The organism is Peribacillus sp. P4_B1 (genome assembly GCF_056402395.1).
In genome coordinates, this window is sequence record NZ_JBFUHM010000043.1 from 1 (window position 1) to 26559 (window position 26559).

At 36.7% G+C, this 26559-nt stretch carries 22 protein-coding genes and 4 pseudogenes; 16 read left to right on the forward strand and 10 right to left on the reverse strand.

Annotated elements, in window-relative coordinates:
- Positions 1–517: 517 nt before the first annotated feature.
- The gene (locus tag AC1DVK_RS20265; protein ID WP_089363453.1) at positions 518–721 is read right to left on the reverse strand and encodes a hypothetical protein; all 204 of its coding nucleotides are present in this window, start codon (positions 719–721) and stop codon (positions 518–520) included.
- 340 nt (positions 722–1061) lie between these two features.
- Here AC1DVK_RS20265 and AC1DVK_RS20270 point away from each other — a divergent pair, with 340 nt between their 5' ends.
- Positions 1062–2027: an MBL fold metallo-hydrolase gene (locus AC1DVK_RS20270; RefSeq protein WP_477627249.1), complete on the forward strand. Its 966-nt coding sequence runs from the start codon at positions 1062–1064 to the stop codon at positions 2025–2027.
- 357 nt (positions 2028–2384) lie between these two features.
- Here the strand turns inward: AC1DVK_RS20270 and AC1DVK_RS20275 are convergent, their stop codons facing one another.
- The gene (locus AC1DVK_RS20275; protein WP_477627250.1) at positions 2385–3584 is read right to left on the reverse strand and encodes an MFS transporter; all 1200 of its coding nucleotides are present in this window, start codon (positions 3582–3584) and stop codon (positions 2385–2387) included.
- A gap of 25 nt (positions 3585–3609) precedes the next feature.
- On the reverse strand, positions 3610–4191 hold the full coding sequence (locus AC1DVK_RS20280; protein WP_477627251.1) for a TetR/AcrR family transcriptional regulator: 582 nt from the start codon (positions 4189–4191) through the stop codon (positions 3610–3612).
- 380 nt (positions 4192–4571) lie between these two features.
- Between AC1DVK_RS20280 and AC1DVK_RS20285 the strand changes: the two genes are divergently transcribed.
- Entirely contained in the window at positions 4572–4886 is a 315-nt protein-coding gene (locus AC1DVK_RS20285; RefSeq protein WP_477627252.1) for a hypothetical protein, read from the forward strand.
- Positions 4887–5770: 884 nt separating this feature from the next.
- On the forward strand, positions 5771–6970 hold the full coding sequence (locus tag AC1DVK_RS20290; protein ID WP_477627253.1) for a C40 family peptidase: 1200 nt from the start codon (positions 5771–5773) through the stop codon (positions 6968–6970).
- Positions 6971–7320: 350 nt separating this feature from the next.
- Here the strand turns inward: AC1DVK_RS20290 and AC1DVK_RS20295 are convergent, their stop codons facing one another.
- Complete coding sequence (locus AC1DVK_RS20295; RefSeq protein ID WP_410861744.1) at positions 7321–8157, reverse strand: RMD1 family protein; 837 nt, start codon at positions 8155–8157, stop codon at positions 7321–7323.
- A gap of 155 nt (positions 8158–8312) precedes the next feature.
- A complete protein-coding gene (locus AC1DVK_RS20300; RefSeq protein WP_477627254.1) occupies positions 8313–8564 on the reverse strand; it encodes a hypothetical protein in 252 nt (83 codons plus the stop codon).
- A gap of 527 nt (positions 8565–9091) precedes the next feature.
- On the opposite strand from AC1DVK_RS20300, the gene AC1DVK_RS20305 reads away from it, so the two are divergent.
- The 7 genes and pseudogenes from AC1DVK_RS20305 to AC1DVK_RS20335 all read left to right on the forward strand — a co-directional run.
- Positions 9092–10435, forward strand: coding sequence for a 2-hydroxycarboxylate transporter family protein (locus tag AC1DVK_RS20305; RefSeq protein WP_477627255.1), 1344 nt, complete (start codon positions 9092–9094; stop codon positions 10433–10435).
- Positions 10436–11068: 633 nt separating this feature from the next.
- On the forward strand, positions 11069–11260 hold the full coding sequence (locus AC1DVK_RS20310) for a YolD-like family protein (RefSeq protein ID WP_089363446.1): 192 nt from the start codon (positions 11069–11071) through the stop codon (positions 11258–11260).
- Positions 11261–11456: 196 nt separating this feature from the next.
- Positions 11457–11582 (forward strand): hypothetical protein, encoded by a 126-nt coding sequence (locus AC1DVK_RS20315; protein WP_477627256.1) that lies wholly within the window; start codon positions 11457–11459, stop codon positions 11580–11582.
- Between the two features lie 95 nt (positions 11583–11677).
- Positions 11678–11809, forward strand: a complete 132-nt coding sequence (locus AC1DVK_RS20320) for a hypothetical protein (protein ID WP_410861746.1) — start codon at positions 11678–11680, stop codon at positions 11807–11809.
- Positions 11806–13407, forward strand: coding sequence for a DcuS/MalK family sensor histidine kinase (dcuS, locus tag AC1DVK_RS20325; RefSeq protein WP_477627257.1), 1602 nt, complete (start codon positions 11806–11808; stop codon positions 13405–13407). The genes AC1DVK_RS20320 and dcuS overlap by 4 nt, the downstream gene beginning before the upstream one ends.
- Positions 13404–14111, forward strand: coding sequence for a response regulator (locus tag AC1DVK_RS20330; protein WP_477627258.1), 708 nt, complete (start codon positions 13404–13406; stop codon positions 14109–14111). Before dcuS ends, AC1DVK_RS20330 begins: the two co-directional genes overlap by 4 nt.
- Before the next feature lie 469 nt (positions 14112–14580).
- Positions 14581–14766 (forward strand): annotated as a pseudogene (locus tag AC1DVK_RS20335) (IS110 family transposase); the annotation flags it as partial.
- 261 nt (positions 14767–15027) lie between these two features.
- Here AC1DVK_RS20335 and AC1DVK_RS20340 read toward each other — a convergent pair.
- Positions 15028–16461, reverse strand: a complete 1434-nt coding sequence (locus AC1DVK_RS20340; RefSeq protein ID WP_477627264.1) for a DHA2 family efflux MFS transporter permease subunit — start codon at positions 16459–16461, stop codon at positions 15028–15030.
- A gap of 290 nt (positions 16462–16751) precedes the next feature.
- Here AC1DVK_RS20340 and AC1DVK_RS20345 point away from each other — a divergent pair, with 290 nt between their 5' ends.
- On the forward strand, positions 16752–17348 hold the full coding sequence (locus AC1DVK_RS20345; protein WP_410861748.1) for a TetR/AcrR family transcriptional regulator: 597 nt from the start codon (positions 16752–16754) through the stop codon (positions 17346–17348).
- A gap of 300 nt (positions 17349–17648) precedes the next feature.
- Here AC1DVK_RS20345 and AC1DVK_RS20350 read toward each other — a convergent pair whose 3' ends face one another.
- The 3 genes and pseudogenes from AC1DVK_RS20350 to AC1DVK_RS20360 form a co-directional block, all read right to left on the reverse strand.
- A complete protein-coding gene (locus AC1DVK_RS20350; protein ID WP_089363442.1) occupies positions 17649–19013 on the reverse strand; it encodes a TrkH family potassium uptake protein in 1365 nt (454 codons plus the stop codon).
- Positions 19014–19161: 148 nt separating this feature from the next.
- Positions 19162–19854 (reverse strand): annotated as a pseudogene (locus tag AC1DVK_RS20355) (potassium channel family protein); the annotation flags it as partial.
- A 185-nt stretch (positions 19855–20039) separates the two neighbouring features.
- Positions 20040–21221 carry a cation:proton antiporter gene (locus AC1DVK_RS20360; protein ID WP_477627259.1) on the reverse strand — a complete coding sequence of 394 codons (1182 nt, stop codon included), beginning with the start codon at positions 21219–21221 and terminating at the stop codon, positions 20040–20042.
- A gap of 767 nt (positions 21222–21988) precedes the next feature.
- Here AC1DVK_RS20360 and spoIID point away from each other — a divergent pair.
- The 4 genes and pseudogenes from spoIID (at position 21989) to AC1DVK_RS20380 (ending at position 25221) form a co-directional block, all read left to right on the forward strand.
- Positions 21989–23017: a stage II sporulation protein D gene (spoIID, locus tag AC1DVK_RS20365; protein ID WP_477627260.1), complete on the forward strand. Its 1029-nt coding sequence runs from the start codon at positions 21989–21991 to the stop codon at positions 23015–23017.
- A gap of 389 nt (positions 23018–23406) precedes the next feature.
- Positions 23407–24030, forward strand: coding sequence for a fumarylacetoacetate hydrolase family protein (locus tag AC1DVK_RS20370; protein ID WP_061463682.1), 624 nt, complete (start codon positions 23407–23409; stop codon positions 24028–24030).
- 474 nt (positions 24031–24504) lie between these two features.
- Positions 24505–25085: pseudogene (locus tag AC1DVK_RS20375) on the forward strand (NAD(P)H-dependent oxidoreductase).
- 10 nt (positions 25086–25095) lie between these two features.
- Positions 25096–25221, forward strand: coding sequence for a hypothetical protein (locus AC1DVK_RS20380; protein ID WP_477627261.1), 126 nt, complete (start codon positions 25096–25098; stop codon positions 25219–25221).
- 286 nt (positions 25222–25507) lie between these two features.
- Here AC1DVK_RS20380 and AC1DVK_RS20385 read toward each other — a convergent pair whose 3' ends face one another.
- The gene (locus AC1DVK_RS20385; RefSeq protein WP_477627262.1) at positions 25508–25993 is read right to left on the reverse strand and encodes a peptidoglycan-binding domain-containing protein; all 486 of its coding nucleotides are present in this window, start codon (positions 25991–25993) and stop codon (positions 25508–25510) included.
- Positions 25994–26183: 190 nt separating this feature from the next.
- On the opposite strand from AC1DVK_RS20385, the pseudogene AC1DVK_RS20390 reads away from it, so the two are divergent.
- Positions 26184–26506: pseudogene (locus tag AC1DVK_RS20390) on the forward strand (amino acid permease); the annotation flags it as partial.
- Between the last annotated feature and the right edge of the window lie 53 nt (positions 26507–26559).

Genomic DNA, 26559 nt, shown 5'->3' on the forward strand with positions numbered 1-26559 from the left:
CACTTATTCGCAGGATTTCATAACCCTTGTAATTGGATTTCCGGGTAATTGAAATGAGGTCAGATCATTTTGGCTTCATAAATAAAGGAGTCAGCACCACTCCATATTTTACCATGCAATGTACATCCCCACACCGTCCCTGGAGGCTTTCCCCCGTGGGTCAATTGCCCTCTCAATCCTTCGTCATGCCTATCCAAGGGGTGGAGGCCAGTTATGCTAACCTGATGGGTCACAGTGCCCTTTTGTTCAAGAAACCTTGTACTCTGTACATATTTGAAATCTTACGAATAAGAAAACATTAAAAATTAAAGTAGTTAATCTAACCAACATTTTAGAAAACAATACAAAAAGGGCCACCCAAAAGCTTCATGAGTGGCACCTTGATCTGTCTTCCTTTGGTAAGAAATGACTCTGTCTTTGTCTTCTAGCTTTTTCTGAATCATTTAATCGGAGGATAGGTGAAAATGGTGGATTAGTTGGCTATAAAAACACCCCATTAGCGAGCACAATTCCTTCTCTAATATTCCTGTCCTTCTTTCGATTTTAGAAAAGAAACAACTGATTCATCTAATAATTTTTCCCGATTTGGATCTTCATTGACATCTGTATCCACTTCCATTTCTTGTTTAAGTATGCCGAAAGGATCATCTTCTGTATTTAATCGACTGTCCCGGCTTTTATGTTGGCCTGGATTATGGTCATTATTTTTTTGATTTGGCATATAAACTCCTTCTTTAACATGTATTTTTTATTTAGTATGAACATTTGAACCAAAATAAAATCCAATATTTTTTATGGATTATTTTCAATTTCAATCACGAACTGGGACCTGTAATTAATAATCTTCCGCTATCTTGTTGTTCTTGATGAAATGTTGAAACAGCATTCGAATTGTAAATCCTAAATTGCTTTAGGTATAGTTGATTGAATATTGAAAATACTGTAGTATTTATTTGTGGAAAATAATACCGAAACATCGTTTTCTATTCGAAACAAACATCGGAAGGAGGCTGGGACAGAATCCCCAGAGTAAAGTCAAATAATTTAAGGAGGATTTTGCTATGAAGAAAAGAATAAGGAATACCTCTATTAGTTTTTTGTTGGTAGTTTCAATCATACTATCATTATCATTATTACTTCCTTCTTTTGGCCAATCTGCTGGAAYGCAATCGGATTTTAAAGTAACTCTATTAGGAACAGGTTCTCCTATTTTAAGTACATCCCGGTCCGGTCCCGCTACCCTTGTGGAAGTTGGTAATGAAAAACTCCTCTTTGATGCAGGACGTGGAACTGCTTTGCAATTATATAAAGCGAATATGTTACCAGGCAGTATTGACAAGTTATTCCTTTCACACTTGCATTCGGATCATACGATTGGCATCCCAGACATATGGCTTACAGGTTCTTTGCCAACAGGTGGGAAAAGAGAGCTAGCCTTTAACATTTGGGGACCTAAGGGAACAAAGAAAATGATGTTGCAAATGAATAAAGCTTATAAAGCCGATTTGGATGCAAGGGAAGACTCTGGAAATGGAAACGTTGAAGGAGCGAGTATTATAGCACATGATATCAAGGAAGGCGTTGTGTATCAACAAAAGGGAATAGAGGTAATAGCTTTCAAGGTTGACCATAAATCAATTGAACCTGCTTTCGGTTATCGGGTTAATTACAAAGGACATTCAGTAGTTATCTCAGGTGACACCCGTTATAATGAAAATCTAATTCAATTTGCTAAAGGTGCTGACGTAGTCATTCATGAGGTTGCAGCCGCAAGACCTGATAATGAATCAGAATCGATATCCAATATTCTTGACCTTCACACTACACCCGAGGAAGCAGGTAAAGTCTTTAGCCAAATACAACCAAAGCTTGCTGTGTATTCACATATTGTATTATTAGGTGGATTAACAGAAGAAAAAGCTAATTTGCCCGGAAGAACAAAAGAAACATATGAAGGAACAGTTGTAGTAGGTGAGGATTTGCTGTCCATAGAAATAGGAGATAAGGTACAAGTGCTGCACCCGTGAAACGATGATCACTCAGCGAAAAAATAATAAACGAGCTTCAGCCAATGCGATAAGCGTTTGGAACTGTGCTACCGTAAACATTTTGACATATAACCCAGGCTAAGACACTTTCAATAAAAAAACCGATATCCCTAGCGCACCGGCTCATGAATATCATGATATAAGGGCCTAAAAGTCCGCATCGAGTAAAAGCTTCTTAACCCCTTGACGCATAAAGACCCCTTGCCCAAAATGGACAGGGGATCTTTGTTTAAAGGCAAAGTATAATACAAGTTTAAGAGTTTCCAGCTCGAAATGTACTTTGAAAAATCATATTAGGGCAATCTTGGCCTTTATTATTCAAATGGCGCCTCGTTATTAAGCTAAACTATCTGCTAATCGGTTTTCTTTCCAAATGACTGTAATACCTAGGCCAATGACCATAATGACAGCAGCAAAAAGATAAGGATAGTGGATGTTTACGTCAAATAGTATTCCTCCCATTGCTGGTCCGAAGATATTCCCTAAGCTCGTATAGGTTGAGTTCATTCCAGCAACAAACCCTTGCTCTTTCCCGGCGGCTTTTGATAAAAATGTCGTCAATGCCGGACGAAGTAAGTCAAATGCAAGAAAGATGAAGCTAGTTACCACCAGTACTGCCAAAAAGCTAGATATCAATGTGGAAGCCACCGCGAATATTGCCCCGATGACTAAACATAATTGAATCAGTTTCTTTTCACCGAGGATATCTACCAGTTTTCCAAACATAAATACTTGGACAACAACTCCGAAGATTGAGCTAATTGTAATGATAGTTGCAATATCCTTCGGCGTGAAGCCAAATTTATGATCAGAAAATAGGCTGAAAACAGTTTCATATGCTGATAAACCAAAAGCAAGTACAAATACGATGATAAACGCAATAAAGTAAAGCGGGTTAAGTGATCTTTTTAAATCGTCTATAAAGTTTGTTTCTTTTGTATTAGCAGAAACTTCTGCAAGCTGTTCCTTTGTTAGCGGTTCTTTTAAAATAAATATTGATGCAAGGCATGCTAAAAAAGCAATGGCTGCCGCAAGAAAGAATGGCAAACGTATACCATATTCCGCAATAAAACCACCGATACCAGGTCCTATAATAAAGCCCAAGCTAATGGCGGCCGAAATATACCCCATTGCTTTTGGCCGTTCCTGAACTGATGTAATATCTGCAACATATGCAGTAACACCTGGCATAATAAAGGCGGCACTAATTCCCCCTAGGATCCTTGATATATATATAACGGATACGTTCGTGCCTATACCAAAGATAAGTTCTGAAACACCAAAAAGGAATAAGCCGATAATGATGATTTTCTTTCTGCCGTAACGGTCGACCCAACGACCTGCGAATGGTGACATAACAAGTTGTGATACTGCAAATACGGCAACAAGATAGCCCATCGTACTTCCTGATAAATGCATGATATTCATAAACGATGGCATTACGGGGATGATGAGTCCAATTCCTAGAAAGGCAATGAATATATTGCTTAGAAGAATAATTAATATCGCCTTTTGTTCATTAATTGGTTTATTCATGTATTAACACCTCTTTCCATGTGAATCATTTTTGTGAAATACCTCTCCAAAATACTTTCCAAGAGGATGCTAATTTATCGTTCAGCCGTTTCTCATCATTGCCGTATACAAGCTCCAGCATAATGGAATCAACTACTCCTAAGAAAGCAAAGGTCGGCGTAATTGCTGCTTCTTCGACGATTAATTTAGCATTGATCCAATCCTGAAATTTTCTTTCCAATATCGCCTGCACCTTTTCCTCGATATCCATGACTTCCTGTGCGATTGCTTTTTCAAGATGGGCTGGCGGAAAAAAGGACATACGCAGCCAAAACTTTAAATGCTCATTTTTTTGAAAGAGATCGATGATCAATTGTAGAAATCCGTATAAATCTTTTTCTGGATTTTTTGAATCAACTTTACTGAAATATTGGAGTTTTGAAGATAGCTCCGCCTCTTTCGCATCACGTAAAACTTTCAGAAAAAGATCATCCTTGCCTTTAAAATGGGCGTAAATGGATTGCTTTTTCATGCCGACTTCTTCAGCTATTAGAGATAGGGATGCTCCTTCATAACCATGGATCGTAAAATATTTTAAAGCTGCTACCTTAATTTCATCGCTTTTCAATAATATCACCTCTAATTTAACGAACGTTCGTCAGTTATATTAGCAAATTAAATAAATATAAGCAAGCGGTTTAGTTTATAGGAGGGTATTAAGCAACACTGTGGTGTGGAAAAACCTCCATAATCAAGCGCTTTTATTGAATGAAAGGAGCACAAAAGTAATCAAACTGTTTTTTTTTATAATTGAATACTTATTTCATATAACAGAGGGTGCTGCGGCCGCTCTTGGGCAGTTTAGTTGTATGCTGATATAATATGAATAACAACGAAGCCGTTACTGAAAAGTTAATAGCAATTCAGAACAATTAAGCCGTTTCCATTTCTGGGAAAATGGTTTTTTGTGGTAATATATACAGGAATAGAATAATAGGGAGGGTAACTATGGAAGGGTTGGAAATTTACGATTTTTTAAGATTAGTTTTTATTACTTTAATAATTAGTTTATTTATAATTTCCATTATTTTATTGGCTAAGAAACGTCGTAACCTTGTTAATGGATTCACTGTTAGTATCATTTCATTAATGTCAATAATTGTTTCAAGTATTAATCTTATTATTATGGGATACATAGCTGATGAATTAAATTTAGCAGGAGACGTTATTTCCTTATATATGTTTCTTATAATTTTAGGGTTAAGTATATTTAATATGTTTATTTACTTTAAAAAAACAGTATTTTTAGTGCCTAATAAATAAATTTTGTTCTGAATATAGGATTAGTAGACTGACGGGATGGAATATTGGTACTGTAAAGTAGCTATTGTTGTTGAATTTAATTCATTTTGGGTACAATCCTAGTCTTTCTCCTGACAAAAAAGTGGTTAAATGGTCGAAACGCTAACCTTTTGACAGTTATCCTGTAGGTTCCATATTTTGGCTCTTTGTTTATATAATCGCACATCTATCCAGGCATGATTATAGGCCTTCTGGCAATAGAAGAGTGATTGTTTTTCCTAATTTATATTCTAATTACCAATTTCATAGGTTTCATAAGTGATGACAAAACAATAAAAACAGTCTAATTTAAAAAGTTTGTAAAGGATTGCATTTAAAGTAATGGGTGCGTTAGCACCCATAAGAAGGCCGCCAATTGGCGGCCTTTTGAATGTTAAGTCAGAATATATGGTCGGATAGATAAATTATGTATATACTATAATTTTTTGTTAGGTCGAACAATCATTTTTTCAGATTTGATTGTTTATTTTCCAATGATCATAAGAATAGTTTTCTCTCTAATCATAGCAGGTATTTGGATTGCTGCACCCTGAAATACTTCTTTGAGAAATTGCCCTTTCACCGCCCTAGATTCAAAGATTATTTATTTGATACCGTATTTGGCGGCCTTTTGAAATGTATAATGCTTGCATAATCATGCATTCAAATTAGAGGGGAAATCAATACGGATTTGCTCAATAAGAAAAAGTGGAAGGTAACCCAATTAATAGTATTTTTGTGTTAAAGTAGTACATGGAATATTTATTATTGCAGAATTTTATAATTTCATTAAGAAGGAAGAAAATCTGCATGATTGTATGACTCTATTTTTAAAAGATATTTTTGGTTATAAGGAAGGGATTAAAATGGGGAAAAAATTATTAGGTAGTATGTTGCTTTTATTGCTGGGGATGGTTGGTTTTACTTTTTTACCTGGCTTAAAAGTTGAAGCGGCAGAGCAAGTGCACACCGTATCCTCCCAGGAAACGGTTGAATCGATTGCAGCGAATTATGATATATCGGCAGAGCAATTAATGAAGACGAATGGTTTACCGGATGGTACGTTATATGTGGGCCAGAAGTTAATCATTCAGACGGTTTATACTCCTTCCATCTATCAATGGACAGAGAGAGGGAAACAAATTGGGAATTATGCAAAAACTTTTATAGGATTTAAAAAAGCGGCTGAAGAAGAGACACCGATAAATGGGTTCGATTCTAGCGGGTTGATTTATTGGGTACTCTCCCGACAACAGGTGCCCATCGACCGTTTGTCAGTTGAAGGCTATTATAAGCAAGGAATGGTTACAGATACTCCTAAGGCTGGAGATGTTATATTTTTTCTGGAAAAGGAAAGCTCAAAAATCGTGACGGCTGGGATCTATCTGGGGGGGAATCAGTTTGTTAATTCTGGATATGGAGCAGAGACAGTTCAGGTGAGATCTATCACAGAAGAATATTTTGCACAATTCCAAGCCGAGTTTAAAACGTTTACACCTAAGGGAGAGCATGTCGTTAAAAATAATGAAAMCCTTAAAAGCATTTCGGAAAATTACGGTGTATCTGTGGAAACAATCAAAAAGCGTAACGCTTTACCAACTGATAGTTTGATGCAGGGGCAGTATCTTCAAATATACAGCAGTCCCTTGTATCCATTTTATGCAAATCAAAAGGCTTCCTATGATAAAGCTCTTGATGTCATAAAGTATGCATATACTCTACGTGGATTTCCTTATGTTTTTGGTGAATACGACCCGATTATTGGAATGGATTGCAGCGGATTTATCTATTGGGTCATGAAGGAGCAGGGAATTTCCGTTAAACGAAGTTCGGCAGCGGACTACTATTCCTTGCTGCGGAAACTCAAAAATCCAGAGGCAGGGGACTTAGTATTTTTTAAAGAGTCAGATTTAAGTAAAGAGATAACCCACGTAGGTATTTATCTAGGGGATGGTCTCTTTATACATACAACAAAAAATACTGGCGTTCATATTTCTGATCTTACTTCAAGTTATTTTGAACAGAAGTTCGAAAGTTTTGGGCAAGTCCAAAACAATATGGACTAAGATAAAACGAGAGAATTAAGACTGCTTGGATTTTCTATTAATAGTTTCCCTTTAAGATACAATGGTATCTTAAGGGGATTTTTGGCTTAAAAAGGGCTAAAGGTTGAGGAATATACAAATGAAAAAATGAGCTGTCAAGATGAATCGGAAATGAATACATTGAGGATGCAAAATGTCTACTGCTTTTTAGTTCCGCAGGAAACAGGTTGACGGAGCAACCCCCTTATTGAAGTAGTTTTTCATTTCGTTCTTATTTGTCACAAATAATACCTGTTTTCGGATACCCAAATCTATTATGGAAATTTGGTTTCCCTACTTCTTCAAAGTTTCTATGCCACTTAAATCAGGATTCATGGAATCCATCCTACAATTTCTAAAATCGTCAAGATAATCTCAAAGACAATGAGAATGACAATGATCCATTCAACGAATAGCCCCCTTATCGAATGGCTGATGTTAGAAAACCCATCCATAATGTTATATAAAATTTCTGTTTTACTTTTCAAGATTTTATACCGATCATTCAATTCAAAAAAATTCAGCATCCTGTCATAAAATTCGCCCGCAACGCTGCTTGTCCATGTAATATCAGGTTTATCCAGAATCATGATATACGCAAGGGTATTATACTCGTGACGTACGATTTTTGCCGTCGTCCTCGCTAGTTCCTTGTTGCCGATTCTTAGCTTGCCTTTTTCCAGTCGGTCTATCATGGTTTCGAGCTTGTCATGGATTTTTCCGAGCTGTTCCTCAGTTTTTTCGAGTGCCACCGATTTTGCGAGAACAGTGGAAATTAATTCAGGGTAGAAAAATTCATATTTAGGCACCGCTACATATTCGTCGGTCAGCTTGATGTTATCAGTTTCTCTAATGTGAAGGCTGTAATCGTCCGTATATCGATCTACATGGACGAGATCAATATCAGGCTCGAACGATTGGATATAGGTTGAAAACTCTTTTATCTCATCAGCGTGTGAGGAATTAATGAAGACAATGCTGCCAAAGGAAAAAACCAGCACCTGTTGCGATTCATTCATCTTTTTATTAAGGATGGAATTTAGAATATCACCTTTGAGGATTAAAGGCTCTTCCCAGGTGAATTTTTTAGGAATGCCGCAATGAATGGCGATTTTGTTCAAATCAATTTCATTAGTGATTGCAAATGCTTTAAAGGTAATTGGTTTCATTTATATCACTCTCTTCGGCAAATTGGTCTTCATCTGAATTTATTCCATTCCTTACAAAAACATGCTTGAAGAATTCTTGAAGGTTGTTTTTCTTACAGCTAAACCAGCTAATAGTTTTTCGATGAAAAACTTAAAAAATTTCATGCTATGCTAAATTAGTGCATGCCTTCCACTGAACTATGTTTGGAAAGTTTCGTTCTATTATTTTGGCTGTTTTCACATACTTTGTTGCTATTTACCAGGTAGTGAGTTGTGGTTGATTTCCCCTCCAGATGCTCGCTTTCCTTGGTGCGGGCGGTGAGCCTCCTCGGCGTAAACGCCTGTGGGGTCTCACCTGTCCCGCTGCTCCCGCAGGAGTCTCGCACTTCCGCTCCAATCAGCCTTAAATAGTTTCGTTTTAAAAACAACAATCTTTACGAAAAGAGCCATTATTTTTTATCCAAGAATGCTTGAACCTGACTTTCACCTTTTACCAAATCCAGACCAATGACTGGATTCTTCGCTATCTCCTCCTTAAAATTCAATTAACCGGTCATCCTTATGGTTAAATGAATTTTGAAGAAATGCTGTTAGTTTGTCGAGTTACTTCTCCCGCGTCTTCTTTACTTGTTCCCTTAACGATGATGAAAACGTAATACTTTAGAAGAATTCTCATTTAACTTAATACATCATCTTAAAATTGATTGATTTACAATATGGGCAATTACAATAAATTGCCCGTTTTCAAGTTAAGCTAAATGGAACATAATGATTTTTTTTATTCTTTTCCGTTTCCTCAACAATACTGAATTCGTAATCATCTATTGTAAGTGGATTTGCTTACTTTTTTTAATTAAAAAACGCTTACAAAAGTTACATAAGCTATAAAGTTTTTTGAAAATCACTTAAATTAAGGATAGCAAATAATAGGAGTCAAATAACAGGAGGTTAAAAAATGAAATCAGCAATGAAAATGAAACCGCTTCCTTATATTGAAGAAAAAGGAGATAACCAAAGCTTTTTATCCAAACTTAAAGAGGTGAAAGTAGGCGTTATTCCGCTACCTCTTTATATAGCCTTGGCGCTTATTATTTATGGTGCATCAGTATATAATCAGCTCCCGCCTGATATGATTGGTGGTTTTGCCGTTATCATGGTTATGGGAATTTTACTTGGGGATATAGGGTTGAAAATTCCTATAGTGAAAGATATTGGTGGTCCGGCGATTTTAGCGCTCTTAATCCCGTCTATTATGGTATTTTATAATTTGGTTAATCCGGCTGCAATGGAAGCGGTAACAACCTTGATGAAAACATCTAACTTCCTTTACCTTTATATATCTTGTTTAGTTGCAGGCAGTATTCTTGGTATGAACCGTCAAGTATTATTACAAGGATTTACGCGTATGTTTGTTCCACTCGTGGTAGGTACGCTTGTTGCTGTTGCAGCGGGAGTTTTAGTAGGTTCAATGTTAGGATATGATCTAAAACATACATTCTTCTTTATTGTTGTACCAATTATTGGCGGAGGAATTGGAGAAGGAATCTTACCGCTTTCCCTGGCATATTCTCAAATTTTAGGTGCATCTGCTGAAACATTTGTATCCCAAATGATTCCGGCCGCTGTCATTGGAAATATCATAGCGATTATTTGTGCCGGTTTACTGAAACGTTTAGGGGAGAAAAAACCGGAACTTACTGGTAATGGTGTATTAGTGAAAACGAAAGGTGGCGACGGGATCACCCAAGAAACAAATATTAATAAACCAGTTGATTTTTCACTAATGGGTGCCGGATTATTGATTGCCTGCGGTTTCTTCATCTTCGGAAGCCTAGCGCATAAATTTCTTGGCATTCCAGGTCCTGTACTCATGATTGTAGCTGCAACACTTGTCAAATGTTTGAAAGTGATGCCTGCAAAAATGGAACAGGGCGCCTATCATTTATACAAATTTATTTCCACAAGTTTAACATGGCCTCTAATGGTTGGGTTAGGTATGCTCTATATCCCATTAGAAGATGTAGTCAAAATTATAACTCCAGCTTATGTTTTAGTTTGTTCTGTAGTTGTTATAACGATGGTAGGGACTGGGTATGTTGTTGGGAAATTTATGAATATGTATCCAGTTGATTCAGCGATTGTAACAGGCTGTCACAGCGGTTTAGGAGGAACAGGCGATGTAGCCATTTTATCCGCTTCCAACCGTATGTCATTAATGCCGTTTGCACAAGTTTCAACAAGACTTGGTGGTGCTGCCACTGTTATATTAGCAACACTCTTAATGAAATTATTAAGTTAAAAACTATAATAAAATAGTGTGAACGGATGATAAACTAAGTTTTTTAAGTCAAATGCGCCGATACTATATTGTTAAAATAACTCATTTTTGCCATAGCCAATCCGGTTCCGGAATAATGCCTTTAGAGGAAACAAAAGCGGGAGCACTTGTAGCAGGAACCGGACACTCGGGTTTCCCAAATCAAATCAATAATGTCCGCGCATTCCCTTGCATTTTGGTGGTACCTTTGACGTTCATGGGAAAACAATCAATGAGGATATGAAGCTTGTAGTTTATGCAATTGCTGGATTGAATTTCAGGACCTTTACGAGGAATATGTGATTCCAGATCTTTTTAATCGCCGAGTAGGAGCATATGTTACAGCAGCTGTTGCAAACGTCCAATGGAAACCGGTGTTTCACAAAACATGTCAATTGGACATTGAATGCCATTAAACAGGAGTGGACTTAGTATATCCAAGCCAAATTTGTTTAAATGGAAGTTGTTCAAAAATCGATGTAAGCGTTCCCTAATTTCTGATATAAAAAGTAAAAAGACTTATAAAGCGGATGCCCGTCCCTCCACCTTTTCTAGCTAGTCAATCATTATAGAATATTTTTTCATACAAACCACTAGTAAGAAAGGAGAGAGTAAATGTTCTTAAAAGAATTATCAAAAAATTGCTTAATGACCATTACCTATTATCAAAATGAATCGTTACAAAAATGCAAGGGCCGTATTTGTAATCTTGATTTACATCAACAAACCCTGTCTTTAAAAGTGGAACAGCAAAAGGTTTTGACCATTCGTTTATCCGGTATTAAGGAAATTCATGAATCGCTTTAATTCTGGTTCGAATTTTAAAGCTTGGAAATGATATTGTTTGATTCTTTTAGAATCATTAACTAAGCAACCAACTCAATAATCCTCAAATGGTAAAAAGGGGATTGAAAAAGTCGATTTAAAGTAAAAGGAGGCAAATCATCTGCCGTATGTAGATGATTCTCCTCTTTTTATTTATAGGCTCTTTTCGTAAAGACTGTTGTTATTAAAACGAAACTATTTAAAGTTGATTGGAGCGGAAGTTCGAGACTACTGCGGGAGCACCGCCGCCCCGCGGAAAGCGAGCATCTGGAGGGGAAATCAACCACAACTCACTACCTGGTAAATAGCAACAAAGTATGTGAAAACAGTCTAGTTATAAGACTTATAAATCTTTAGGTTTTACCACTTTTGTATTATTTTGCTGGTGGGTATACTAATATGATTGAAGCTATAGGCCAATTAGGTATGGCTAACAAAAAAATATTCAGGATTATGAAAATGCTGGTAAATGACAGCTTGCAAAGGGATACAGTGCCATGGGTTCCAAGAGAGTGGGGAGAGAAATTATGAAAGGAAGAAAATGGAGCCTACAAGCGACAATAACGATATTGGTTTGTAGTGTAGTAGCTCTTTCATTGCTCGTGACTGATTTACTAATCAGTAGAACAATAGCGGCGAGCATAGAAAAGGATCAGGAAGAAAAAGCAACCAATGTGGCGCGTATGGTAGCACATTCACAACTTGTAACGGAAACTTTGGGTAAGCAAGAAAAGGAAAGTTCTATTCAAGAGTTTGCAGAGGAAACCCGCCGTCTTACTAATGTACAATTTGTTGTGGTGATGGATATGAATAAAATTCGTAAGTCGCATCCCGATCCTGCCAAGATAGGAAAGCAATTCGTCGGCGGGGATGAGACGATTGCCTTACATGGAAAAGAACATATTTCTGTATCAAAGGGCACTTTAGGGACATCCCTTCGTTCCTTTACACCAATTTTCGACCGTAAGTGTAAGCAGCTAGGTGTTGTAGCGGTAGGTATTTCCTTAAATGACGTTCAAAAAGCAGTAAGTCAAGGTCGAAAAAATACCTATACGGGAACCTTATTTGGAATAGCAGCGGGTATTTTAGGTGCTATACTATTGGCAAGGTATGTCAGGAGAATTCTTTTTGGTCTGGAGCCCTTTGCTATAGCTAAGTTATTTCAAGAGCGAGATGCTATCTTGCAATCAGTAAGGGAGGGAATTATAGCCGTTGACCAGGAGTCCCGGATTACACTGGTAAACAAAACGGCTTTACGTTTATTCAATAAGGCAGGGTTAACTCAAGACCCGTTGGGAATGAAACTGGAAGAATACTTGTCGAACTCAAGACTGTGCCGGATATTGGAGACCGGGAAAACAGAGTTAGACGAAGAGATGGTTTTAAACGGTATCACTTTGGTGGTAAACCGTGTGCCGACTTTTTTAAATGACAAGATAGTGGGAGCTGTTTCGACATTCCGTGATAAAACAGAAATTCAACAACTGGCTGAACAATTGACTGGGGTACGTTCGTATGCAGAGGCGCTCCGTGCTCAATCTCATGAGTTTATGAATAAGCTGCATGTTATTTTAGGAATGTCACATATGGGTTATCATGATCAAATGACAAATTATATAAAGGAATTGGTAAATCATCGAAACAATGAAATTGATGCTATAACCAGAAATATAAAAGATCCTGTCCTGGCAGGATTTCTGATAGGAAAATTAAGTCATGCTCGTGAAGCCGATGCGGAGTTAAATATAACGAGCGAACGTCAAGTGCCTGAGCCGCTTAATTCTTATATGTCCCACGAGCTAATTACAATATTGGGGAATTTAATCGACAATGCTCTAGAATCACTAACAAGCTGTCCGCGTAAGCAAATAGAAGTGCATTTTGATTACGGAGAGGATATCTTAACAATCGAAGTAAAGGACACCGGAGTCGGGATGGAAAAGGGAACGCAAGATTATATGTTCGATAAAGGATTTTCTACTAAGGGAAAAGAAAGGGGATTAGGACTTTTTTTAGTCAGTCAAAGCCTGGAAAGGCTTGGTGGAGATTTAGAAATCTCCTCTAAGCCATCTCAAGGAACGAGATTTGTTGTTTATATACCATATGATTGCAAGGGTGATACAGAATGATACGTGTGCTCATCGTAGAGGACGATCCGATGGTAGCGGAGTTTAACAAACGCTACCTGGAGCAAGTAGAAGGATTTCAGCTAGTGTCTGTTGTTTCTTCTGTAAATGAAGCTTTAAACCTATTGGAGAAACAGACAATCGATTTAATTTTACTAGATATTTTTATACCTGGGATGAATGGATTGGATTTGTTGTTGCTTATAAGGGAAACAGGGATGAAAGCAGATGTAATTTTTATTACAGCTGCTTCGGATATGAATAGGATTCAAACAGCACTGCGGTACGGAGCAGTTGATTACTTAATTAAGCCCTTTGAATTTGACCGATTTAATGAAGCTTTATCAGCCTATCGAGAGAAATTCATGTTTATGAAAAATCAGCATGTATTAAGCCAAAAGGAGTTAGATCGGCAAATCCTTCACAAGAATCCAAGAGTAATAGCAGAAGAACTGCCGAAAGGATTGACACAAGGTACGTTACAAATAATATGGGAAACAGCACAAAGCATGGGTGGGTCTCCGTTTTCAACTGAAGAGATCGCAGGCCGTGTCGGCATCTCAAGGGTATCGGTAAGAAAGTATTTAAAATTTTTGAGTGACATGGATGCTCTTTATGTTCAAGTTCATTATGGAACCATAGGGAGACCGATTTACCAATATAAGTATAATGAAGCAAAAGAAAATATAATTAAAAAATTTCTTTAAGCGGTCAATATTGGCCGCTTACTTTTTTTAGTTAACATTGGGATATTTTGATATAATAGGGTACCAAATGGACTCATTTAATATACGGGAATCAGGGGTTAAGAATCGGTGGAACGTGAAAGACAGAATAACCAAATCCAAAAGGTGCTTGAAGGTGCAAATATCAAATTAGGGCTCTGTCGTAGCATTGCAAGGTCAGTATCATCGAGGACAGATTAACTCATGACTTCGAGCAGATGGTTTTGAACCTGTTAATATTGACTTTATTCTTTTGTGAGATAGATGTATTCGGGGGGAGCCTTGTTAAATATTAGTTTATGATATATGCGTCTATGTTCCCCTAACAGGTACGTTCGTATGATAAGATCGGCCATAACAAGCGAAGCTATGACACTACTGGAATACTAGGGCTGCTGGTTAATTAGTAGCGGAGAAAAAATAATGAATTCAGGTAGTTGGTCTGGACGTGGATTTAGAACCTCATAAGATTAGAGGAAATCAGTTTTTAGACCTTCGGAATTTGACAAGACAACAGGAAATCGTAACAAATATGTATGTGGAAGCTAAACTTCCGTTTCATCCCACTTAAGATCAAGTGTTTCCTGAATATCGGAAAGTTTTTGGCGATCTATATTCAAGGGCTGCTTTATTGATATAAAAGTACTTCTTTATCCATACTATTTCCTTCAAAATTGATACATACTTCATAAATAATCATGCTTATAGCAAATCAACTTTTATATTCAATACATGGAAACAACTATAGACATGATGTCTGCTCAGTTATAGATGATTAAATCACATAGCTAATCCCATACTACCAATGAATATTTAGAACAGATTCACTACAAGCATGATCACTAATAAATTGTTCGGAATTCTTTATTTTTCATTCAGTGATTTACATTACGCTTTCTTAAGTCTCGTTGATCATACCTTTTTGTATTTTAGCACCAGAATCTTCCTCAGAGACTTGCCCCACACGTTTTATAAAAAACGAAAGAATTAATCCAATTAGTCCAATTCCGATAATTACAACATAAGCATCATTAATGCCCTGAATGGTGGCTTCTGTTATCATATGTTTTTGACTTGCCATATTTCCGCCAGTGGACATCATTTCCTTAAAATGTGTTTCGGTGCGGTTCGTCATTACTGTTACAAGAAGGGAAGTACCAACTGCGCCTGCTACTTGCCTAATGGTATTGGATATTGCTGTACCATGAGCAGTCAAGCTTGAAGGCAATTGATTTAAACCTGCTGTTTGAATAGGCATAAGCATCAGCGCCATTCCAATTCGACGGCCCGTAGACATGAGAACTAAGTAGGTATAGCTAGTTGAATCTGTCAAATCAATAAAGCCGATAGTTGTAATAATCGTAATTATTAACCCAATTATGGACAGCCATTTTGCACCATATCGATCAAACAGCCTACCTGTAATAGGCATTAAGAAGCCCATCACAAGCGCACCGGGGAGAAGTAACAATCCGGATTCTAAAGCTGTGTAGCCGCGTGCACTTTGCAAGTACAGTGGAAGCAACATCATATCTGCATACATAACCATGGTAACCGCAATGTTGATAATGGTTGTAAGGGAGAACATATTGTACTTGAAGGCCCGCAGATCCAACAAGGGATTCTGAGAAGTTAACTGCCTCCGGGTAAAAAGTCCAAGTGCTGAGACTCCTACGGCAATAGATACAAGCACTTCACTGCTGGACCAGCCTTCACTGCCGGCTCGGCTGAAGCCATATAACAGAGTGCCAAACCCTATAGTAGAAAGGATTACACTTATAATGTCCATCTTGGTGATAACTTGTTCCGAGACGTTCTTCAGGTAAATAAAGCCGAAGATAATCACCAAAAGGGTAAACGGAATCATGCCGTAGAACATTAATTCCCATTCATAGTTTTCCAGGATATATCCTGCTAGAGTAGGACCGATGGCAGGCGCAAAAATGATCGCAAAGCCTACCATTCCCATGGCTGCACCTCTTTTATTGGGAGGATAGATTGTGAAAATGACATTCGTAAGTAGTGGCATAATGATGCCAGCTCCCGCTGCCTGAATCATGCGCCCAGTCAAAAGAACCGGAAAGGTTGTTGCTACAGCAGATACGATCGTACCTGCAAGAAAGATTAGCATCGAAGCTAGAAAAAGCTGGCGGGTGGTGAACCTTCGCATGAAATACGCTGTGATTGGAATTAGAATACCATTCACTAGTAAATAGCCAGTTGTCAGCCATTGTGCAGTTGCCGCCGAAATATTAAAATCAACCATTAGTTCTGGGGTTGCAACGCTCATGATTGTCTGATTTAGCGTGGCTAGAAAAGCCCCCAAAATCATAATGAACAAGATAGGTCCTTTTTTAATCGACCTACTAGTTGTATTGATACCTTTACTCAACCTACAAACTTCCTTTCTATTTCTCACTAGATTTATTTTACAATGTGTAAGATAATTAACACTGCATAAAACAGATTATAGTTAGGAATTCCCGTTCTTACAATTTACAATAAAATGCAAAATGTAAATTAGTTTACACTAAACCTAATTGTGTTGTTTATTTGAGGAATATAGTACATTACCTAAAGAAATTGTATATTTTAATACCAAGGAGAAAGGAAAGTAAAATGATGGATAATTACAAGGGTCATACAGATCCTCGAATTCTTCGTACGCGGCTTTTAATAAAAGAGGCTTTTATTGATTTGCTGCAGGAAATGGATATTGAGAGAATGTCTGTTAGCCGCATAGCGGAGCGCGCTACAATTAGCCGTGTTACGTTTTATCTCCATTATCGGGATATACCCGATATGTTAGAAAAAATGGCTGATGATATGATTGAAGATATTCAGCCCGCTGTGAACAGTCAGCCTGTGAACGAGGGTACTGCCGACGATACGGATTTTGTAATGCTGGTGCGGATGCTTGATCATATTGCTAAACATGCTAAATTTTATAAAGTGATATTAGGTTCGAAGAGGGTACCTATCTTCACTGAACGCTTGTTAAATATGCTAACTGAAATAATAACTGCAAGGTTAGATGTTTTGGGAAATGATTCTTACTTTTATAAAGCAGGAATTCAAAAGGATATAGCAATTTGGCACGGATCTTCAGCATTGATAGGCACTATCGTTTCTTGGCTGCGAAACGACATGCCGTATACACCGCATTTTCTCGCAAAACAGCACTTCTTGCTCTACCATTTTCAAGATAAAAATTCTTAATTCGTTATAATTAGAATTCCTGGTATCTGTGGTAAAGACTGTTGGCAAAAGGGGTGCTATCTTCGTGTTAAACCAAAGTTGATTGAAATTAGACTCCTGCGGGGAAACCGTGTACAAGCGAGACCCCGTAGGCGTAAAGGGCACCGAGGGCGGATGGCCCGCCCGAAAGCGAGTGCCTGTAATGGAAATCAACGTTCAAATTTTACAAAACCTCAAAAAAACTGTAGACAAACTCAATTATTTATCGAGTTTGTCTACAGTCTGAAAAGAGCATATGTATATCCTCTTTTTACTTAACATTTATCCAATTAAGATTTTTTCTTCTGCATAACGAATTTTTGATTTATCATTTGAATGAATGGCAATTGCAAACGCCATAGTCAGAGGTCCAATCCTGCCCACCAACATCATAATTGTAATCAAAATACGTCCGATAGGGCTTAGGTCCCCAGTAAATCCAGCACTTAATCCAACTGTTCCAAAAGCAGAGACCGTTTCAAATACTATCTTGGACATGTCAGCCCCTTTTTCTGTTATAGTTAGTAAAAACAAAATAATAAAAATAAATATTACCCCAGAAACAGCAATTGATAAAGCTCTAAACACCTGAGATTTTGGTATTCTTCGTTTAAAAATGCTTATATCTTCCTTATTGGTTATGACTGCCCATAGGGCAAAAAGTAACAAAGCAAAAGTCGTTACTTTTATTCCGCCACCTGTTGACCCTGAAGCTGCCCCTATAAACATTAATCCCATCATAAATACTTGAGAACTTAATGTAAGTTGGCTTATATCGACTGTATTGAAGCCAGCAGTACGGGGTACAACTCCTTGAAAATAAGCAGCCCACCATTTATCCACTATATCCAATGTTCCTAATGTAGCAGAATTATTGAATTCTAAGCCAAAAATGATAATAGTACTCACCACATTTAACAGTAAGGTAAATAATAACGTAATTTTGGTGTGTAAGGATAATCTTTTTATTTTTAATTTTTTCTGTTCATATATATCCGTAATTACAAAAAATCCGATTCCCCCAAGCATAAACAACATAGTAATAGTAAGATTTATAGTTGGGTCGCCTACCCACTTACTCAAGCTATCAGGTTCTAAGCCAAACCCTGCGTTGTTAAAAGCCGAGATAGAATGAAATATTCCATAATAAACGGATTTTCCCCAACTCATTTCCTGTGACCAGCGAATGGCGAGAGCAACAGCACCTATGGTTTCAATAATTAACGTAATGATAATAATTCGTTGAACTAGTTTGATTACCCCTTGAACGGAAAACGTGTTCAAAGACTCTTGAAGCAATAATCTTTGTTTCAAGCCAATCCTTTTCCCTATGATAATAAACATCAGTATACTGCTGGTCATAAATCCCCAGCCACCCAATTGAATTAGAATGAGCAAAACGATCTGTCCAAACAATGTAAACGTGGTACCAGTGTCCACAACTCCTAATCCCGTTACACATACAGCAGAAGTAGATTCAAAAAGGGCGTCAATTAAACTGAGATGATGCCTGTCCCTAGTAGCCGCAGGTATCATTAATAAACACGTTCCAATAAAAATTAACCCTGAAAAACCAAACAATAGAATATGTGCTGGGTGAAGTTTAATAATGTTAAACCTACGGTGTTTTTTACTTGAATGTAGCATAGTTATCTCCTTTTTCTTAGGAATTATATCGTCCATCCTATCTTATATCTTGGTACTTGAACTTTAGGTTAAGTAAAGATCATAATAGAAAGAAAATATAACCCTTTAAGCCCACTGACAACATCTTAATGTGTTCAGCATGACACTGTTATTCTTCACCTGAAAATCTGGCTAGTTCCTCTTTGTCCCCGATCACCACTAATAAATCTCTTTTATGAATAATCTGATCTGGAGATGGGGAAATGATAATATCTCCTCCTCTTACGATGGCAATGGCACTGATATTATATTTAGCACGAATATCAAGTTCCCGCAGACTTTTTTCAGCCATTCTTGAAGGGATTAATATTTCTTCTATATTGTATTTTTTTGACAGTTCAATATAGTTCAATAAATTTGGTGATAAGAGCTGATTTGCAACACGCTCTCCCATATCTCTTTCAGGATAGATGATCCAATCTGCCCCTACTTTGTCCAAAACCTGTCCATGTTGCTTACCTATAGCTTTCGCGATTACTTTTTTTACACCCAGCTCCTTTAGAAGCAAAACGGTTAAAATACTGGACTGCATATCACTCCCAATTGCTACGATTACACAATCATAATTCCGAATTCCGACTTCTTTAAGTGTTTGCTCTTCCGTGGTATCCGCCACGACTGCATGAGTTACGTAAGGCCCAGCATCTTCTACTCGTTCTTCATTAACATCAATTCCTAAAACATCATGTCCAGCCTCTTGTAATCGTCGAGCAACACTAGTACCAAATCTTCCTAAACCAACAACTCCATATTGTTGTCTTCCCATTTTTATCTCACTCCTGATATCTTTGATTATCCAATCATTATTTTTCCTTTCGGCTGATGGATAGTATCCGGTTTATGCCTCATAGTTATTTCAAATGCAACTGTTAAAGATCTAATTCGCCCTGCACATATCTTGAAAATAAAGAGTACACCACTAATAGGAGATATTCTGGAGTTATTCCCATGGATAAGTAACTGAAGTTTAGACGTTTATTATATATCCTATTTCACGCCGACAAAAGCGACTAATTTTTTGAGTGTCGTTCCCTGAACTAATAGAGAAAATACAACATTACTAAACGTCATCGCTAAAAGCAGCTCCCGCCCTTCAAACTCCGGTGTAACACTTAATATAAGAGCAATAGAAAGCGAACCTTTTAATCCTCCCCAGGCAATTACATGCTTCCAGGAAGTTGGGATGTTTTCATCAAAAGCAAGACTGATATACACGGCAGCAAATCGAGCCAGGAGTACGATTAAAATACTCCCAATAATTAACCATCCTTTATCTAAAAAATTAATGCTACTGACTTCTAACCCTACCAATAAGAAAATCAGTGCATTTGAGAGGAAGGCAACAATTCCCCAAAAGGAATTCATTTTCTCATGTGTCAGGTCAGACATTCCGATATTTTTCCCATAGGTCCCGAGGATTAAACCTGCTGTCACGACTGAGATCACACCTGAAACATGAAAATGTTCCCCAAGATCAAATGCACCATAAAAGAGAACCAGGGATAGACCGATTTCGATCAAATAATTGTCGATTTTGGACGTAATATGGGAAGCGATAAATCCGCCTATTCCACCGATAACGATACCGCCACTAACTACTTTTATGAACTCAATGGAAGCCTCAAAAGTACCTGCTAGACTTAAAACAGTGGTCACAAGTGCAATTTTAAATAACACAACGGCTACTCCATCATTCGCTAAACTTTCTCCTTCGACAATAATGGATAACCGTTTATTCAAACCTAGAGCCTTGAAAATACTAAGGACGGAAACAGGATCAGTGGCAGCCATCAATGCTCCAAAGATTAGTGCCTGTTGTAGAGAAAGGTTCAGTAAAAAGTACATTAGAAAAGAAACGATTAAAAACGTCAAGAATGTTCCTACAAATGAAAGTAATAGGATAGGTTTCTTACTCCGGTTTAGTTCCATAATCGGAAGTTTAAGTGCTGCATCTCCTAATAGAGCTGATAAAAAGATTAAAATGACTGTAGTTTGGAATACAGTGTCAGTTGCAGCATAACTCTTGATATCAGCCAAGCCGGGAATAGGTAAAATCCCTATTAACAACCCAACAATAACAAGAAATGTAGGGTACGGTTGTTTCATTTTTTCTGCGATAAAAACAATCCCTACCGCGATGGCCAGTAAAATGATCCAGTATGTAATCATCCTTATTCTCCCTTTTAAATGCATGTTACATCGAGTAACGGCTCATTTGGCGTTTTGCTGTTAATTTGGAATTTTTTCTATGATTGGGTTTGATTTTTTTTAACGCTGGAGGTGTGAGAGGGTTAGTTCCCAATCATGGGAATTGCTCTACCGTTTATCAGTTGAGGAATATTTTGACTTTTCCGTAATGAAAATCAATTTAATAGAAAAAATTAATTAAAGAACAGAAACTCATCTGAAACTGAAAGGCCCCAACGCATGTTTAGGAAGTTTCAAAAGTGTTAAAACAACCTAACTGTAACTGGTTTGATATGTAAGAAAGGTGTGACTAGTTGGAAACTGATGAGAGGCAAAGAACTACTGTTTAATTACAATAAAATAGGAGTGTTCATATGATTCGTACTTTTACGGTAATGAACAATTTTAAATTAATAAATATTATACCCTTACGACGTTTAGCTGATTCGGATAATAAATGGTGTTGGGTAGATTTGATACACCTACTGAAGAAGAAGCATTGCTGTTAAATAATCATTTAACTTCCATCCATTAGTACTTTCTTTATGCCTATCGGGACAGTTTAGTTTAAGATGGGTTATTATAACTAAAAATCAGAATAATCAATGGAATCATCTTGAAGCTTTTTTGATGTTCTCTAATATACCTTGAAGAGCCTAGAGGGAGTTAAAGAAAAAATGATAATTGGTAATATAAGGTATGGGTTATTCATAACCTTTTTAAAATGATTTATTTTTTAAGGAGGAATGATGAATAAATTCCAGCCATTAATGTGGGTAGTTCTTATAATGTTTATTGTAGTTTTAGTAGTACCTTCTATTTTAGTAGCTTCATTTTCAAACAATACTAAACAGAACATTGTCGCTACATCAATTTACAATAAAGAGACTAAAAATGATAAAAATTCCCCTGAACCATCCATCGAAGTGTCAGTTTATAGGACAAACACTAAAGCGATTGAAAATATCCCATTGGAAGAATATGTTGTAGGTGTTGTTGCTTCAGAAATGCCCGTTTCTTTTGAATTAGAAGCGTTAAAGGCTCAATCTTTAGCAGCTAGAACATTTTTAGTTAAACAGATGCTTTCTAATTCTAAAATTAATTTACCAGACCGTACTGATATAACTGATAATATCCAATACCATCAAGTCTATAAAAATAAAAATGAACTAGCTAATGAGTGGGGAGAAAATTATAAGTCAAATATCTCTAAAATTCAGAAAGCAGTTGATGCTACAAAAGGTCAGATTTTAACCTATGAGGAGAATCCGATTGATGCTTCTTTCTTTTCGACCAGTAATGGCTATACGGAGAATTCTGAGGATTATTGGGGTAATAAAACGCCATATCTAAAAAGCGTTAAAAGTCCTTGGGATATACAATCTCCTAAATACCAATACCAAACAACTATTCAAGTACCTGAATTTGAAGAGTTGCTGGGAATTAAATTGAATAATGATGTTACTATCGGTAAGGTTATCTCAAAATCAGAAGGAAATCGTATAAAGCTTTTTGAAATTAACGATAAGAAATATAGTGGGAAAACTATCAGAGATAAGCTAAAACTTAATTCTGCCGATTTCACATTTAAAAGAGAAGGTAATAAGGTTATTATCAATACTAAGGGCAATGGTCACGGAGTAGGTATGAGTCAATATGGTGCTAATGGATTGGCACAAGAAGGTAAAAATTATAAGGATATTGTAAATTATTATTATCAAGATGTAACCATTTCTTCAGTTGAACCCTTTATAAACAAAATGTATGTAAAAAAGTAAAAAATACCTCTACTAACAGATTGCAATTCCTCATAAAACTAAAATAGAGAAGAAGATTATTTCGACCTTGTCTATAGGTTAAAAACAGATGAAATCGAGGAGTTTATTGACCGCAATCCAAATAATTAATTCAACTGTGTGCGATTCTTATTAAGAAGGATCGCTTTTTCTTATGCATCGCTTCTACTCAGAAACCCTACATCGTCGAAGATACTTAATAGAACGAATTATGTTATTCAATTTGGTCTTCTTTAATAGTTAGGACGGTTGTATAAAAAGTCAGAAAAATATAAAATATATTTAAGATTATTAGAGTATGTTCCTGTTACTATCGTATCATTACATTTTTTAGCATGAAATTACATTTAAAGAAAAGAGTGAGTTTAATAATGAAAGACATTAAAAATATCTATTGTGTAGGTCGAAACTATGCTTTACATGCAAAAGAATTAAATAATGAAATACCAACTTCCCCTTTTTTATTTTCAAAACCAACTCATTCGCTTGCAGAAGCAAATGGCCAGTTAATTACGTTGCCAAGTAATCAGGGTTCCATTCACTATGAAACAGAACTTGTCATACATATCGCAAAGCAGTTCCAAACAGGAATGAAAGTAGATGAAATAGTTGATGCTATGGCCATTGGGTTGGATTTAACACTTAGAGATGTTCAATCACAGTTAAAGCAAAAACAGCATCCTTGGCTTTTGGCTAAAGGATTTAAAAATTCAGCTGTTGTTAGTGATTTTATTCCATTTCAGGGTGTCAAAGCATGTGAACAATTAGATTTTTCTCTTTTAAAAAATGGAGAGCGTGTACAAGTCGGAAATATTAAAGACTTACTTTTTGATTTGCAAACGATAATCGAGTTTACAGCAGAACATTTTGGGCTTGGAAAAGGCGATATTATTTTTACCGGTACTCCAAGTGGCGTCGGTCCTCTTTCAGATCAAGACAAGCTTTCACTAAACTGGGGTGGAAATGAAATTGGATCCTGTTCAGTCACACTATAACCATAAAGTAGAGCACATTTTTGATTGTTTTTTATTTAGTCCCCAGATGTCATTGCAACTAAATGGAAGGAGAGAGTAGCTAATAAAGAGGGAATTCAGTACTGGGAGAATTAAATAAGGAGCAATTGATGTAGAGAACCATTGGCTTTGTTGATAATAAGTCTAATATAGTAGTGGGGTTTATAATTCACTTGATGGTATTCTAGTTCTAACGTCATTGGTCTGTTGTAATGATATTTCCTGTATACAAAAAATATCTGAATCAGTTTCCTCTGAATAGTCCATAAATCCTTTTTTTTCATAAAGGCTCCCAGGCCTTTTACATTCCACGAACTCAATTTCCTTTGTTGGGATTGATAATTTGTGACTATGTTATAAGAAAATGACTACTTTTAAAAAAATGTCTAACACTATAATATTAGGTAAAGCTTAATAATCTAATGGAAATTATTGTATACTATGAGGATATTTAAAATGAAGCACCTAGTTGTTTATGCACATCCAAACCCTGAAAGCTTAAATCACTCTATTTTAGAAACAGCAGTTCATGCATTAAAGAAAAACGGTCACGAAGTTGTTGTCCGTGATTTATATGCACTTGATTTTCAACCTGTACTGAAACCAGAAGATACAGCAGCTATGAAAGCAGGAAATACTCCAAATGATATTAAAACGGAACAAGAATTTATTACGGATGCAGATGTTATAACATTTATTTACCCTATATGGTGGACTGGTCTTCCAGCAATTCTTAAAGGGTATGTAGACCGAGTATTTGCATTTGGGTTTGCTTATTCTGCTGGAGAAGAAGGTATAATTAAGTTATTAAAAGGTAAAAAGGGTTTTATTATCAATACACACGGAACGCCTAACGAGGTTTACGATAAGGTGGGTATGACAGCAGGCTTGAAAGTTACCTCCGACATTGGGATATTCGATTTCACTGGAATCCTGTGGAACATTTACTATTCGGAAGTATTGGTTACCTTGATGAAGACTCATATAAAGGTATGTTAGAGAAAGTTGAAGATACAATTAATTCCCATTTCTCATAATCATATACAAATGTTGAAAAAGTCTGCTCATTTCTGGGGAGTCTTGAAAGGTTTTGAATCAACCACAGGTGCTTTATTAAAAGAAATTGCAGAGGCAGCTTTCTTTCTTTACAACAAAAGGGAACCCCCCTCTTAAGAATGAGAAGAAGGGGCTTCCCTTTTGTGAAAAATTGATTCGTTAACCTTATGATCTCTTGTCTTAAATAAAGGTTAATCTTATTTCCTTCATATTAGGTTGGAGGAAAGCGCATAGTTCTGAATGAATAGAGCCGATGATTCTTTCACAATAATCCTTATCTTGAAACTAAAAGAAAGGAGAATTTTAAAAGAATTATCCCTCTTTTCTTCATAGACATCGCTTAGAAGCGGAGGACTTATCTTTTAGCCTCATTTAACTAATAAAGGGCCTCTTGCCTGAGTTTTTAATTCGCATACAGGCGATATTGGTCACTTAATGTATCTCCATTACCGTAAATATAGGCTTTTGAGCCTGATGTATAAGAAGAATCGTCGTACTTCCATTTGATTCTGAGACCCATGTACCCGCCTGCTCCATAGGTGTTCTCGCCATTCTTTTTAATATATTGCGAGAAACTGGTCCACGTCTTGGGGCCAACCACACCATCTACTATCAGATGGTTTTCTTTTTGATATTTCTTTACACCCGCTTCGGTTTTCGGCCCAAAAATCCCATCAACGTCAACCACTGCTGAATCAGTATAAAAACCCATGACATTGAGGATATACTGCATATTTTTAACTTCCACCCCATGGGTGTCCTTCCGCAAAATCGAGTTTTTATCCCAGCTTTGCGGGTGGTGAAATCCTCCAGCAGATGCTGAAGCAGTGGAAAAAGATATCCCCAGGACTATTGGCAATACTATCAAACAGGTAAGTAATTTCTTCAAAGCGCCATCTCCCTCTTTTTTATTTTCAATACACCTTACTAGTTCCCCTCAGATTTTATATTCCCCTTCCGACAAATGTCCTGTTTATTTTGAAACTGCTAAACAAACATAGTCACCAGTAAGACCACAAAATTGGATAAGTTGTACGAACAATAGAGAAAATCCTTAAAGCTTTAAAAGAAGATGCTAGCTCTTAATCATTGTGTTCAAAGGAGAAACAGATCATCTGATACCTTTTTACGCTGTTGGAGTATTTATCCCTTTTCCCTTATCCCAAACAGGAATGATGCTTAAATGGGTTAGAGAAAAACCTAAAGGTTGGATTCCAAAACTAATTATTAATTCAATTGGCGGGTTAATTAACTTTATCATCACAATGATTTCTTTTTTTACTAAATTCCACAGGTTTTGTAGGTATTGGTATTTCTACCTATCATTATTTTAACCTTTCATCGAATTAGAAAGCACTATGAAGCTGTTGGCGATCTGTTGCGACTTACAACATGCGAGCCTTCTAACCTAAAATATATATATATAAATTTTATAAAAATGATAATTCATGTAAC

Excerpts from the sequence above, each read along its gene's own strand:
- AC1DVK_RS20320 (WP_410861746.1), top strand. The coding sequence starts at position 11,678 with ATGATTGAAGCTATAGGCCAATTAGGTATGGCTAACAAAAAAATATTC.
- AC1DVK_RS20265 (WP_089363453.1), bottom strand. The coding sequence starts at position 721 with ATGCCAAATCAAAAAAATAATGACCATAATCCAGGCCAACATAAAAGC.
- AC1DVK_RS20330 (WP_477627258.1), top strand. The coding sequence starts at position 13,404 with ATGATACGTGTGCTCATCGTAGAGGACGATCCGATGGTAGCGGAGTTT.
- AC1DVK_RS20275 (WP_477627250.1), bottom strand. The coding sequence starts at position 3,584 with ATGAATAAACCAATTAATGAACAAAAGGCGATATTAATTATTCTTCTA.
- AC1DVK_RS20295 (WP_410861744.1), bottom strand. The coding sequence starts at position 8,157 with ATGAAACCAATTACCTTTAAAGCATTTGCAATCACTAATGAAATTGAT.
- AC1DVK_RS20350 (WP_089363442.1), bottom strand. The coding sequence starts at position 19,013 with ATGCTACATTCAAGTAAAAAACACCGTAGGTTTAACATTATTAAACTT.
- AC1DVK_RS20360 (WP_477627259.1), bottom strand. The coding sequence starts at position 21,221 with ATGATTACATACTGGATCATTTTACTGGCCATCGCGGTAGGGATTGTT.
- AC1DVK_RS20340 (WP_477627264.1), bottom strand. The coding sequence starts at position 16,461 with ATGATTTTGGGGGCTTTTCTAGCCACGCTAAATCAGACAATCATGAGC.
- AC1DVK_RS20310 (WP_089363446.1), top strand. The coding sequence starts at position 11,069 with ATGTTCTTAAAAGAATTATCAAAAAATTGCTTAATGACCATTACCTAT.
- dcuS (WP_477627257.1), top strand. The coding sequence starts at position 11,806 with ATGAAAGGAAGAAAATGGAGCCTACAAGCGACAATAACGATATTGGTT.
- AC1DVK_RS20380 (WP_477627261.1), top strand. The coding sequence starts at position 25,096 with ATGTTGAAAAAGTCTGCTCATTTCTGGGGAGTCTTGAAAGGTTTTGAA.
- AC1DVK_RS20345 (WP_410861748.1), top strand. The coding sequence starts at position 16,752 with ATGGATAATTACAAGGGTCATACAGATCCTCGAATTCTTCGTACGCGG.
- AC1DVK_RS20370 (WP_061463682.1), top strand. The coding sequence starts at position 23,407 with ATGAAAGACATTAAAAATATCTATTGTGTAGGTCGAAACTATGCTTTA.
- spoIID (WP_477627260.1), top strand. The coding sequence starts at position 21,989 with ATGAATAAATTCCAGCCATTAATGTGGGTAGTTCTTATAATGTTTATT.
- AC1DVK_RS20305 (WP_477627255.1), top strand. The coding sequence starts at position 9,092 with ATGAAATCAGCAATGAAAATGAAACCGCTTCCTTATATTGAAGAAAAA.
- AC1DVK_RS20285 (WP_477627252.1), top strand. The coding sequence starts at position 4,572 with ATGGAAGGGTTGGAAATTTACGATTTTTTAAGATTAGTTTTTATTACT.